Raw genomic sequence first — 12,959 nt, forward strand, 5'->3', positions numbered from 1 at the left:
CCGGGCGCTACTCCGCGCGCGACCGTTCGGCGAACTTCGTGGGCCGGTCCGGCCACGGAGCGTCGGCGGGCCGCGCTGCCGTGGGCGCGCCGGAGAGGACGTGCGCGGCGAGCACCCCCGCCACCGTCGCCGCGTTGACGATCGTGCCGGACAGCACCATCCGCACCGCGACCGGCAGCGACACCCAGCGCGTCGTGAGGTCGGACTCCTCGTCGTCGCCCAGGTCCGGGCGGCCCACCTCGGTGATGCCGCGTGCGAGGTAGATGCGCACCGACTCGTCGGAGAACCCGGGGGACGGCACCACGTCGAGCAGCGTGGACCAGTCGGTGGCGGCCAGCCCGGCCTCCTCGGCCAGCTCCCGCTTCGCCGTCTCGAGCGGGTCCTCCCCGTCGACGTCGAGCAGCCCGGCAGGCAGTTCCCACAGCCGCCGCCGCACCGCCTGGCGGTACTGGTGGATCACCATCAGCCGGTCGTCGGCGTCCAGGGCCGCGATCGCGACGGCTCCCGGATGCTCCAGGATCTCCCGGACGGCCACCTTCCCGCCCGGCATCACCACCTCGTCGGAGCGCAGCGCCATCACCGCACCGGCGTAGATGTCCGTGCTGGCCTTCACGGGGAAGTCGTGACGCGGAGCGCTCATGACGCGGCCCCGTTGACGGCCGCCGCCGCACGTTCCCGGGGCGGTAACTCCACCGGCAGCCGGTCGGCGGCCCGATAGTCGAGGGCGGCCCGCACGAACGCGCTGAACAACGGGTGCGGACGGGTCGGGCGGCTCTTGAGCTCCGGGTGGGCCTGGGTGCCGACGAAGAACGGGTGCTTCTCGGCCGGTAGCTCGACGAACTCCACCAGCGTGCCGTCGGGCGACGTGCCCCCGAACACCAGCCCGGCCTCCTCCAACCGCTTGCGGTAGGCGTTGTTGACCTCGTAGCGGTGCCGGTGCCGCTCGGACACCTCACGGCTCCCGTACGCCTTCGACACGACCGTGCCGGCTCCGAGGGCGGCCGGGTAGGCGCCGAGCCGCATCGTGCCGCCCATGTCGCGCTCGCCGGCGACGACGTCCCGCTGGTCGGCCATCGTGGAGATCACCGGATGCGGGGTGCGCTCGTCGAACTCGCTGGAGTTGGCGTCCCCGAGGTTCGCGAGCGACCGGGCCGCCTCGATCACCATGCACTGCAGCCCGAGGCACAGCCCGAGTGTCGGGATGCCGCGCGTGCGGGCGTGCCGGATGGCACCGAGCTTGCCCTCGATACCGCGCACCCCGAAACCGCCGGGGATCAGCACGCCGTCCATGCCCTCCAGCGCGGCCGCCGCCCCCGCGGGGGTGCGGCACTCGTCGGACTGGACCCACACGATCTCGACGCGGGCCCGGTGGGCGAACCCGCCTGCCCGCAGCGCCTCGGTGACCGACAGGTAGGCGTCCGGCAGGTCGACGTACTTGCCGACGAGCGCGATACGCGCCGTTTCGTCGGGGTGGTGCACGCGGTCGAGCAGGTCACCCCAGACCGTCCAGTCGACGTCGCGGAACGGCAGGGAGAGCCTGCGCACCACGTAGGCGTCGAGCCCCTCGCGGTGCAGCACCCGGGGGATGTCGTAGATCGACGGGGCGTCCGGAGCGGCGACGACGCCGTCGGTCTCCACGTCGCACATGAGGCTGATCTTGCGCTTCATCTCGTCCGGGATCTCCCGGTCGGCACGCAGCACGAGCGCGTCGGGCTGGATACCGATGTTGCGCAGCGCCGCGACCGAGTGCTGCGTCGGCTTGGTCTTGAGCTCGCCCGACGGGGCGAGGTAGGGCACCAGTGACACGTGCAGGAAGAAGCAGTTGTCCCGCCCGACGTCGTGGCGGACCTGGCGCACCGCCTCCAGGAACGGCAGCGACTCGATGTCGCCGACCGTGCCCCCGACCTCGGTGATCACGACGTCGGGCGTGATCCCGTCGTCGTCGGGATCGCCCATCGCGAGGATGCGGTCCTTGATCTCGTTGGTGATGTGCGGGATGACCTGCACGGTGTCGCCGAGGTACTCACCGCGGCGCTCCTTCGCGATCACCGACGAGTAGACCTGGCCGGTGGTGACGTTGGCGTTGCCGTGCAGGTTCCGGTCGAGGAAACGTTCGTAGTGGCCGATGTCGAGGTCGGTCTCGGCGCCGTCCTCGGTGACGAACACCTCACCGTGCTGGAACGGGTTCATGGTGCCGGGATCCACGTTCAGATAGGGATCCAGCTTCTGCATGATCACCCGCAGCCCGCGGGAGGTGAGAAGTTGTCCGAGGCTCGAGGCCGTCAGACCCTTACCCAGCGAGGACGCGACCCCGCCGGTGACGAACAGATGACGCGTCGCGCGTGGGTGCACGGGGTTTCAGGGTACATAGGACGACGGCGACCGGCCGCCCCCACCCGCGTGTTGTGCGGCTCCCGCCCGATTGAGCACGGTGACGCAGCGAAAACGGTGACGGAGGGCCCGCGTTCGGCGCCTCTGCGTGGTCGAGCCGGTCGCTCCGGACGGTCACGCGGCCGGGGCCACGCCGTCCGCCGCCGACATCGCGGTGCCGTAGCGCCCGGCGCGCCCGTCGAGCTGCTCACGCAGGGCCAGCACCGCCGCCACCTGACCGGCGCCCGTCTGCACGTCGTCCACCGTGGAGAGGGACGCGGTGACGTTCGGGTCGGCCCGGGCCACCCCCACCGCGCCCATGGCGTCGGCCGAGCCGGTGCGCCCGGCCAGCACGGCCCCACCGCCCGCCCGGTCGAGCTGCGCCGCCAGGCGCGCCGTGACGGCCGCGGCGTCGGCGCCGTCGACCCCGGGAACGGCGCCGCCGGTGAGCACGAGCACGAGGTCGGCGGGCCGGGGCCGTTCCCCGGGGCTGACGAACCCGGCCGACGTGAGCCCGGTGAGCACCGCGTCGGCCTGGTCCGGGGAGACCTGCCCGGACGAGGCCAGCACCACGCCGCCGAGCAGGCCGCCCACCAGGCTGCCGGTGTCGGACGCCGCGGGCAGCTGCGCCCCGGTGGGCAGCAGCTGCGAGGTGAGCTCGCGGAGCTGGTCGGCACGAGCCGGGTCGCCGACGGCGTCGGTCAGCGCGATCTCGCCGGTCACGGTGGCGCCGGCCGGATCGAGCAGGGCACGCACGGCATCCCGGTCGCCCTGGTCGGCACCCGCCGTGACCATCACGACCGACCGGCCCTGCAACAGCCCCCGGACAGCGGCCGGCCCGGTGCGCCGCGCGAACTCGTCGGAGCCGCGCTGGGCTGCGGCCAGCGCATCACGTTGGGCGGTGAGGGTCTGCACCTGACCACCGAGGTCGTCGGCCCGGGTGGCGACGGCCGAGAGCAACCGGTCGGACACGCCGCTGGCGCCCAGGACGACGCCGATCGCCAGCGCGAGGAACACCGCGGTGATCGAGATCGCGTGGTATCGCAGCGAGATCACCGGAACAGGCCCCTGACCTGCCCGACGAGCATGGTCCAGACCTGGGACAGCCAGGCCAGCACCGCGTCACCCGCGTCCGACACCAGCAGCGCGGCGATCACGGCCACCACGGCCGCCGCGATCATCAGCAGCACCGCTCCCGAGGAGATCCGGCTGCGGTAGAGCGCGGCGATCACGCGGCCGTCGACGAGGGTGCCACCGAGTTGCAGGCGGGTGAGGAACGTGGACGCGATGCTTCCCGAGCGCCCACGGTCGAGGAACTCGGCCATGCTCGCCGACAGCCCCACCGTGACCACGAGCGACGCGCCGTGGTGGGCGGCGATCAGCAGCGCGAGGTCCTCGGGGTTGGCGGAGCTCGGGAACGTGACCGCACCCGTCCCGAGGTCCTGCACGCGGTGCAGCCCCGGCGCGTGGCCGTCGGAGAAGGCAGGAACCACGACGTCGGCGCCGGACGTCAATGCCTCGTTGGACACCTCACCCGGGTCGCCGACGATGAGCTGCGGCTGGTACCCGGCCGCGAGGAGGGCGTCGGCGCCCGCGCCGACACCCACCAGCACCGGCTGGTACTCGCGGATGTAGTGCTTCAGCCGGGCGAGCTCCGCCGCGTGGTCGAAGCCTGCGGCGACCACGAGCACCTGCCGGTCGGTCAGCTCGACATCGACGTCCGGGACGCCGGCCCCGTCCAGCAGCATCGCGCGCTCGCGCCGCATGAACTCGATGGTGTTGGCGGCGAACGCCTCGAGCTGGTGGGTGAGCCCGGACTTGGCCTCCACCATGGCGTCGGCCACGGTGTCGGCGGTCTGCTCGACGCCGTCGGCAAGGTGCAGCTCCCCGGCGTAGACGGCGCCGTCGAGCAGCCGGATGCGGCTGCCGTCCTTGATCGCGTGCAGCGCCTCGGCCCCGACGTTGTCCACCAGCGTGATGCCGGCGTCGATGAGGGCCTCCGGCCCGAGGTTCGGGAACCGCCCGGAGATCGACGGGGAGGCGTTGACGACGGCGGTCACCTCGGCCGCGACGAGGGCGTCCGCTGTGGCGCGGTCGAGGTCGACCTGGTCGAGCACAGCGATCTCGCCCTGTTTGATGCGCCGGAGCAGACCGTCGGTTCGCCGATCGACCCGCGCGACACCGGACAGCCCCGGCAACTCGGGCCGCGAGCGGTGCAGCAGACCGGACAACTTCATTGCAGGCACCCCCCTTCCATGAACGCACTGTGGCATCTGGGCCTGGTGATACGAGTAAGGCACGCCGGGAGGAACCCCGACCGTCCACCTTCCGACGGGTGCCTCCGCCCCAGGTGGCGCGGTTGGGACAACCTGCGTGTTCAGGCGCCGCTGGGCGCCTTCTTGCGGTTCCTCGGCGTGGCTCCGTTGGTTGCCGCGCTGCTTGTCGCTGCGCCGTGGGGACGAGCCCGATCGGCCTCACGGTGGGCCCGAGCGGCCCCCAGCAGCTCCTCGGCGTGAGCGCGACCCGTGTCGGTGTCGTCGAGCCCGGCCAGCATCCGCGCGAGCTCGACGATGCGGTCGCTCTCGGCCAGCGTGCGCACCCGGCTGCGGGTGGGCCCCGCGCCGCTGCGGACCGTCTTGTCGACCACCAGGTGCCGGTCGGCGTACGCCGCGACCTGGGGCAGGTGGGTCACCACGATCACCTGGTGGCGCGCCGCGAGGCGGGCCAGCCGCCGCCCGATCTCGACCGCGGCGCGGCCTCCGACGCCCGCGTCGACCTCGTCGAACACCATCGTGGGAACGGGGTCGGCCCCGGCGAGCGCCACCTCCAGCGCCAGCATCACGCGCGAGAGCTCGCCACCGGATGCGCCTTTGTGCAGCGGCAGCGGCGTGGCACCGGAGTGGGCGACCAGCCGCAGCTCCACCTCGTCGACGCCGTCGGTGCCTGCCACGAGGGTGGCGCCGCCGACCCGCAGCGCGTCGGCGGCCCCCGGCCCGGCCTCGCGGGGGAAGACCTCCACGAGCAGCCGTGCGTCCTGCATGGCCAGGCCGCCCAGCTCCGCGGTGGTGTCGGCGGCCAGCCGGGCGGCGGCCTCGGTGCGGGCCGCCGTGACGGCCGCCGCGTGCTCGGCCAGCTCGACCCCCAGCTCGTCGCGGCGGGCGGCGAGGGCGGCGAGGGCCTCGTCGGAGGTGTCGAGCCCGGCCAGCCGTTCCCTGGCGGCGTCGGCCCAGGCGAGCACCCCGTCGATGTCGGCGGCGTACTTGCGGGTGAGCGCCTTGAGCTCGGCCTGCCGCGTGAGCACCTCCGACAGCCGTTCCGGGTCGGCGTCGAGGCGGTCGAGGTAGCCGGTGAGCTCCGTGCCGACGTCGCCGAGCAGCGCGAGCACCTCCCCCAGCCGCGCGTCCAGCGCGGTGAGGTCGGGGTCGCCTGCGCCGGCGAGGCGGTGGCGCGCATCACCGATCAGCGCGAGGGCGCCGGGGGTGTCCAGGTCGCCGTCCTCCGGACCCACCAGCGCGAGCTGGGCGCTGGACGCGACCTCGCGCAGGTCGTCGGCCGCGGACAGCCGGTGAGCCAGGTCGACCAGCTCCACGTCCTCGCCCGGCCGCGGATCCACCGCCGTGATCTCCGTGAGGCCGTGGCGCAGCAGGTCGGCCTCCTGCGCGAGCCGCCGGGCCCCGTCCCGCCGCTCGACGAGCTCGGCGGCCACGCGCTGCCACTCCGCGCGGACGGCGCGGTAGCGCTCCAACGGCACCCCGACCCCCTCGCCCGCGAACCGGTCGAGCAGGGCCCGCTGCTCAGCGGGGCGCAGGAGGCGTAGCTGGTCGTTCTGACCGTGGACGGCCAGCGTGGCCTCCGCCAGCCGGGACAGCACCCCGACCGGCACCGAACGGCCACCCAGGTGGGCCCGGGACCCGCCGTCGGCGTTCACGGTGCGCACCGCGATGAGCGTGCCGTCGTCGTCGGCGTCGGCGCCCACCTCGTCGGCCACCTTGAGCGCCGCCGGGTCGGCACTGAAGCGACCCTCCACGACGGCCCGCCGCGCGCCCTCGGCCACGCGCGAGGACTCCGCGCGACCGCCCCCGAGCAACGACAGCCCCGTGACGACCATGGTCTTGCCCGCGCCGGTCTCACCGGTGAGCACCGTGAGCCCGGGATCCAGTTCGAGCGTAGCGTCGTCGATCACGCCGAGGCCCTGGATCCGCATCTCGGCCAACATGGGGCGAAGCGTACGGCGCCGAACCGACAACGCCTCAGTTGCCGGACTGCGGCGCGCCCCGCCATCCCCGAACGGGCAGGTCGAACTTGCGCACCAGCCGGTCGGCGAAGGGCTGCCCGTCCAGCCGGACCATCCGGACCGGGGTCGCGCCGCGGGCGAGCTCCACCCGTGCTCCGGGCGGCAGCGCCACGGTGCGCCTGCCGTCGCAGTCCAGCACCGCGGGCGGCCCCGCCGGGTCGACCTCGATGGCCACCTCGCTGTCCGGGGCGATCACCATCGGCCGGGCGAACAGCGCGTGTGCGTTGCTCGGCACCAGCAGCAGCGCCTCGACCTGCGGCCACACCAGCGGACCACCCGCGGAGAACGCGTAGGCGGTGGATCCCGTCGGCGTCGCGCAGATCACGCCGTCACACCCGAAGGCGGAGACCGGGCGGCCGTCCACCTCGAGCACCACCTCGAGGATCCGTTCCCTGCTGACCTTCTCGACGGTCGCCTCGTTGAGCGCCCACGTGCGGGCGAGCACGTGCCCGTCGAGGCGGGCGACGGCGTCGAGCGTCATGCGTTCCTCGACGCAGTAACCGCCCTCCACGATGGCGTCGAGCGCCTCGTTGAGCGACTCCTCCTCGGCCTCGGCCAGGAAGCCGACCCGCCCGAGGTTCACCCCGAGCAGCGGCACCCCCACCGGCCGGGCCATCTCCGCGGCCCGCAGCAGCGTGCCGTCCCCGCCCAGCACGAGCACCACCTCGGCGCTCTCGGCACAACCGGGGCGCCCGTCGACGATGCGCGGGGCGAGCGGAGCCGGCAGGTCGCCGTTCTGCACCTCGGCCCACTCCTCGCCCAGCACGCGCAACCGGATGCCGGAGGCGGCGAGCCGGTGCGCCACCGCCGCCGCCGTGCGCCGGTTGGTCTCCCGCCCGGAGTGCAGGACGACCAGAACCTCCCGTGTCACGGGCCCTCCTCGATCGCCGCGGCCAGCACCGCGTCCCCGGCGTCGACGCCGTGGCGGGACAGCCGCAGGAAGAACTCGACATTGCCGGACGGGCCGGGCAGCGGGCTCGCCACCGCTCCCAGCAGGACCAGCCCCGACGCCCGCGCCGCCGTCGTGACCTCGGTGAGCGCGGCGAGCCGCAGGCTCGCGTCGCGGACCACCCCGCCCGAACCGAGCCGCTGGCGGCCCACCTCGAACTGCGGTTTGACCATCGGCAACAGCTCACCGTCCTCGCGGGTGCACGCGATCAGCGCAGGGAGCACGGTACGCAGCGAGATGAACGACAGGTCGGCGACGACCAGGTCGACCGGACCGCCGATCGTCGACGTTTCCAGTGCGCGCACGTTGGTGCGGTCGTGCACGTGGACCCGCTCATCACTGCGCAGCCGCCACACCAGCTGCCCGTAGCCGACGTCGACCGCCACCACCTCGGCGGCACCCCGGTCGAGCAGCACGTCGGTGAACCCGCCGGTCGACGCGCCCGCGTCGAGGCAGCGCCGCCCCGTGACGTCCACGGCCAACGCGTCGAGGGCGCCGATCAACTTGTGGGCGCCGCGGGAAGCCCACTCGCGTTCGTCGCTGTGGGTGACCGTCACCGGGGTGTCCCGGTCGACGACGGTGGCGGCTTTGCCCGCCGGCACCCCGCGGACCGCGACACGCCCCTGGTCGATCAGCTCACCGGCCTGTTGCCGGGAGCGGGCGAGACCCCGGCGCACCATCTCGGCGTCGAGGCGGGCTCGGGTGACCACCGTCACGCAGCGCCGGAGGTTCCCGCGGCGAGCGCCTCACCCAGCGCGGTGTGCACCCGCTCGAACACCTCCACGTGCTCGGCGAGCGGGCGGTCGCCCAGCCCGCTGAGACCCGCCATCGCGCGGGAGACGATCTCCTGCGGATCCACGGGTACTGGTGGAGGCCCCGGCTTGGGGACGGTCATGAATGCGCTCCCGCGTTGTCGGTCCCGGTGCCACGGCGCGCTCCGCCGGCGGCGGATGCGGCACCGTCCACACCACCCACGGTAGCCGAGGACGCATCGGCCCCGGCGAGCCCGAGAGCACGCAGAGCACGTGCGGCGTCCGGGCCGTCGGCCGTCACGACGGCGGGTCCGCCACCCGCACCCCAGTGCACGGAGCACAGCGTGCGGAGCGCGTCGAGCGGGTCCGTGCCCCCGTCCGCCGTGAGCGTCAGCGCGCCGTGTCCGGTGACGCGCGCACCCCAGCCGGGCCGCACTCCGGGGGCGAGCTCCTCGGGAGCGCGGGTGAGCGCTCCCATGTCGGCGTCGACGTAGTCCGGCCGCAGCGCGGGCGGCGCGGCGAGCAGTTCCGCCGGGTCGGAGACGCCGGTCAGGACGAGCAGGGTGGGCAGGCCGGCCGCGCGGCCGCCCTCCACGTCGCTGTTGAGCCGGTCGCCCACCATCAGGGCAGCCTTCGCCCCGGTGCGCTCCACGGCGCTGTACAACAGCCCGGGAGCGGGCTTCCCGGCAACCTGCGGCTCTCGCCCGGTGGCGACCCGCAGCACGGAGACCATGGCCCCGTTTCCGGGCAGCAGACCGCGCTCGGTCGGCAGCGTGGAGTCGAGGTTGCACGCGACCCACACGGCCCCGGCCCGGAGCGCGACGGAGGCCTCGGCCAGCACCCGCCACCCGGTGTCCGGGCTGTGGCCCTCCACCACCGCCACGGCGTCCTCGGCGCGATCGGTCACGGCCAGCCCGACGCCGACGACCTCGGCCGCCAGGGCGTCCGTGCCGACGACGAGCACCCGCGAGCCGCCCGGGAGCTGCTGCGCGAGCATCGCGGCCGCCGCCTGCGAGCTGGTGACCACGTCCCCCTCGCCTGCCGGGTAGCCCAGCTCGGCGAGGTGGGCCGCCACGTCGGACGGCCGCCGCGAGGCGTTGTTCGTGACGTAGCTGGTGGGCACACCGCGCTCCCGGGCAGCCTTCACCGCCTCCACCGCCCCGGGCACGGCGAGCTGCCCGCGGTACAGCGTGCCGTCCAGGTCGGCGAGTACGACATCGTGCTTGCTCAGCAGGTCGGTGGCGCTCTCGGTCACAGCCGTGCATCCCCTCTCGGCGCGGCCGGATCCCCGCGCACCTCGGCATCGGCACTCCCGGCAGGAGCGCCGGCGGCCTCACCGATCGTGGCGTCGCCGCTGCCGTCCGCCGCCGTGTCGTCCGTCACGACCTCGGTGCCTGCGACCTCATCGTCATCAGCGACAGCGTCACCGTCGGGAGCGTCATTCCCTGCTGACTCCGCGTGCACGGTGTCCGCATCCGCCGCGTCCTGCTCCGCAGGGGCGTCGTCTGCGACGTCGATTGCCGCAGGGTCAGCGCCCGCCGAGGCAGCCTCGTCCGCGGCGACCTCGTCGCCGGCCTCGCTGTGCTCGGCGGGCCCGTCGGCCGCCGGACCGTCGGACACATCGGTGTCCTCATCGGTCTGGTCGTCGGCCTCGTCGGCAGCCGGGAGGTCCGTCAGGTCCTCCGGGCCGAACTCGACGTCGTCCTCCGGGAGCAGCAGCTCCCCGGTGAGCTCGGCGATCCGCTGCTCGGCGTCGGTCTCGCCGTCCGTGTCGGCATTGGCGGCACTGACGAACCACTCCAGTGCGTCCGACTCCCGACCGGCGGCGAGGAGGTTGTCCGCGTGGGCGTAGAAGAGGCGGCTGCTCCACGGCTCGCGCCGCGCCGGGTCCAGCTCCGGCACCTGCAAGCCGATCACGGCCGCGTCGAGCTCGCCCAGGTCACGCCGTGCGCCCGCGGCCACGATGAGGAGCTCGATGGCCTCGGCCCGGCCCAGCTCGCGGACCTCGGGCCCGCGGCTCAGGTCGAGCGCGCGCTCCGGACGTCCCAGTGCGCGTTCGATGTCGGCCATCACCGCCAGGTGCCCGGGACCCCCGCCCATCCGGCGAGCGGCCCGCAGCTCGCCCAGCGCTTCGGCCCATTCACCTGCGTGGTAGGCCGCGATGCCGGCGGCCTCCCGCACCACGGCGATCCGGGAAGCGCGGGTACGCGCGAACCGCGCGTGCTCGAGAGCGAGTTCGGGGTCGTCGTCGACGAGCATTCCCGCCGCGACGAGGTGACGCGCCACGCTGTCGGCCGTGTCCTTCTGCAGGCCGCGCAGGTCCCGGCGCACCTCGGGGTCGAGACCCGCGGTGGTGATGTCGTCGCTCAACGGCGGCTCGGCGACCCGCGCGACAGGCACGCCCTCGGTCGGGCGGGAGCGGCCCGTGCGCTCGGAGGAACGGCCACCACCGGCGGCGCCGGCCCTGGGCCCTCCGCTTCTGGCCCCGGCCCCACGGCCGTAGCTGCTCGCACTGCGGTCGCGTGCCGGACCTCGGTCGCCCGACCGATCGCCACGCCCACGCGCGTCACCGGAGGGCCGGTCACTGCGGGCACCCGTCCGGCGCTCGCTACCGCGGTACTCGGAACCCGGCGGACGCTCGTCGCTCGACCGCCGCTCGGTGCCACGGTCCTCGGAACCGGACGTCTGCTCACTGCCGGCGCCCGACGGGCGGTCGCCGCTGCGGTCGGCACGGTCTTCAGCAGCCGCCGCCCGCGCAGTGGGCTCGACGTCCTGTCGCTCCGCGGGAGGAGCGCTCACCGAGTCGCCGGTCGGCGTGCCGCGCTCGTCACCACGGTCGGTACTGCCGTGCTCCTCCGCAGCGGCACTCGGCCGGTCGTCCTTCCGGCTCGAGGTGGGGCCACTCCCCCGGGTCGCCGGCCGGTCGCCGCTCCGGCTCTCCGAGCCGTCGTCCCGCCGGTTGCTCGAACGCTCCGCACTCTTGCTGTACGGACGGTCGGCGCTCCGGTTGCCGGGGTCGGCTGCGCGGTAGCCACCACGGCCGCCACGGTCGTCGCCCCGGTATCCGCCGCGGTCACCGCCGGCATTGCCGCGGTAACCGCCGCGGTCACCCCGGTCGTCGCTGCGATAACCGCCACGGTCATCGGTCCGGGAAGCACCACGGTCGCCGCCGGAGGCACTGCTACCGCGATAACCCCCACGGTCGTCGCCGCGCTGTCCGCCCTTGTCGTCCCGCCGATATCCGGCCCGGTCGCCACCGGAGCTCCCGCCGCGATAACCGCCCCGGTCATCCGCACGGGAACCACCGGTGCTTCCGCGATAACCACCGCGGTCACCTCGGTCGTCCGTACGAGAACCAGCGCGGTCACCGCCGGTGTTTCCACCGCGATAACCACCACGGTCACCACCGGTGTTTCCGCGATAACCACCACGGTCACCGCGGTAACCGCCACGGTCGCCGCCGGCTTCGTTGCCGCGGTCCGACCCGGAGTTTCCACGGAAATCACTACCGCGGGAATCACTGCCCCGGAAATCACTGCGGCCGCTCTCGCCGCCCCGGTATCCGCCGCGGCTCGCACCGGTATTTCCGCGGTAGCCACCGCGGTCTCCCCGGTCGTCCCTGCGGTAGCCGCCCGAGCTCCCGCGGTCGCTGCCACGGTCGTCACCGCTGCGATCTCCGCCGGTACCGCGATATCCACCGCGGTCCCCACGGTCGTCTCCGCGGGGCCGCCCCTGGTAACCACCGCGGGAATCCCCGGTCGACCGCTCGTACCGGGGGTTGCCACCTCCGCGCTCATCGCGGTCACGGCTCCCCGGCGCCGCTCCCGCACCGCGGTCCTCCCGGTTCCCACCGCGCGGGGAGTCCGAACGCTGCCCCGAAGGCCGCCGCTCGGACCAGCCGCCACCGCTCCTGGGTCGGTCATCGGACCAGCCGCGGCGATCCGCGCCACCGGTCCGGTCGGTGCCGGACCGATCGCTGCGGCTGCCGCGGTAGCGGTCACCACCGGAGGTCTCGTCGCGGCGCGGGTACGAGGAGCGATCCGCGTCGGACCGTCGGCCGCCTGCATTGCCGCCGCCTGAGCGGGGCCTGTCAGATCCCTCGGATCCCCGGTTGTACCTGCTGCTCGCCTGATATCCGGACCGTCCCCGGTCACCGGAGCGGTCGGTGCCACGCCTGTCGTCCCGGGCACGGTCGTCCCGACGTGCTGCGTCGCGCCCAGAGCCCCCGGCACCGCGTGCCGGTGCTCCTGCGCCTCCGTACGACTCGCTGCGGGGCCGGTAGCCCCGGTCGGACTCCCGGGATCCACCACCGGACCAGCCCGAGCCGACGCGGCCGCCGGCTCCTCCTGCACGTGCGTCACGACGGCCGCGTTCTGCTCCGCGACGCTCATCACCGCGCTCCGGGCGGTCTCCACGGGCACGTGTCTGTCGGCTGTCGGGTCCCCTGGCGCCGTCGCGATCATCTCGTCGCGGGCGGTTATCGCCGGAACCATCCGCGATACTCACCTGCAGATGATACAAAAAAGTGGGCCCCCGCCAGACGGCGGGGGCCCACAAACAGTTTGATGTCGGCGGCGACCTACTCTCCCACACC

Annotated in this window: 11 protein-coding genes; all 11 read right to left on the reverse strand. The window is 74.1% G+C overall.

The window, feature by feature from the left end; translation table 11 throughout:
• Positions 1-7 precede the first annotated feature (7 nt).
• Complete coding sequence (locus AC5L35_RS33080; protein ID WP_495063675.1) at positions 8-640, reverse strand: NUDIX domain-containing protein; 633 nt, start codon at positions 638-640, stop codon at positions 8-10.
• Entirely contained in the window at positions 637-2,352 is a 1,716-nt protein-coding gene (gene pyrG, locus AC5L35_RS33085; protein WP_495063676.1) for a CTP synthase, read from the reverse strand. Before pyrG ends, AC5L35_RS33080 begins: the two co-directional genes overlap by 4 nt.
• 153 nt (positions 2,353-2,505) lie before the next feature.
• Positions 2,506-3,426: a copper transporter gene (locus AC5L35_RS33090; protein ID WP_495063677.1), complete on the reverse strand. Its 921-nt coding sequence runs from the start codon at positions 3,424-3,426 to the stop codon at positions 2,506-2,508.
• Complete coding sequence (steA, locus tag AC5L35_RS33095; RefSeq protein WP_495063678.1) at positions 3,423-4,607, reverse strand: putative cytokinetic ring protein SteA; 1,185 nt, start codon at positions 4,605-4,607, stop codon at positions 3,423-3,425. Before steA ends, AC5L35_RS33090 begins: the two co-directional genes overlap by 4 nt.
• A gap of 140 nt (positions 4,608-4,747) precedes the next feature.
• Positions 4,748-6,586 (reverse strand): DNA repair protein RecN, encoded by a 1,839-nt coding sequence (recN, locus tag AC5L35_RS33100; RefSeq protein WP_495063679.1) that lies wholly within the window; start codon positions 6,584-6,586, stop codon positions 4,748-4,750.
• Between the two features lie 34 nt (positions 6,587-6,620).
• Positions 6,621-7,535 (reverse strand): NAD kinase, encoded by a 915-nt coding sequence (locus tag AC5L35_RS33105; RefSeq protein ID WP_495063680.1) that lies wholly within the window; start codon positions 7,533-7,535, stop codon positions 6,621-6,623.
• A complete protein-coding gene (locus tag AC5L35_RS33110) occupies positions 7,532-8,323 on the reverse strand; it encodes a TlyA family RNA methyltransferase (protein ID WP_495063689.1) in 792 nt (263 codons plus the stop codon). The genes AC5L35_RS33105 and AC5L35_RS33110 overlap by 4 nt, the downstream gene beginning before the upstream one ends.
• A gap of 2 nt (positions 8,324-8,325) precedes the next feature.
• Positions 8,326-8,508, reverse strand: a complete 183-nt coding sequence (locus AC5L35_RS33115; RefSeq protein ID WP_495063681.1) for a hypothetical protein — start codon at positions 8,506-8,508, stop codon at positions 8,326-8,328.
• A complete protein-coding gene (locus tag AC5L35_RS33120; protein WP_495063682.1) occupies positions 8,505-9,620 on the reverse strand; it encodes an HAD-IIA family hydrolase in 1,116 nt (371 codons plus the stop codon). The genes AC5L35_RS33115 and AC5L35_RS33120 overlap by 4 nt, the downstream gene beginning before the upstream one ends.
• Positions 9,617-10,765: a hypothetical protein gene (locus tag AC5L35_RS33125; protein ID WP_495063683.1), complete on the reverse strand. Its 1,149-nt coding sequence runs from the start codon at positions 10,763-10,765 to the stop codon at positions 9,617-9,619. Before AC5L35_RS33125 ends, AC5L35_RS33120 begins: the two co-directional genes overlap by 4 nt.
• A gap of 395 nt (positions 10,766-11,160) precedes the next feature.
• Positions 11,161-12,162 (reverse strand): hypothetical protein, encoded by a 1,002-nt coding sequence (locus AC5L35_RS33130; protein ID WP_495063684.1) that lies wholly within the window; start codon positions 12,160-12,162, stop codon positions 11,161-11,163.
• Positions 12,163-12,959 lie beyond the last annotated feature (797 nt).

This window comes from Pseudonocardia sp. OZ21, assembly GCF_059359135.1.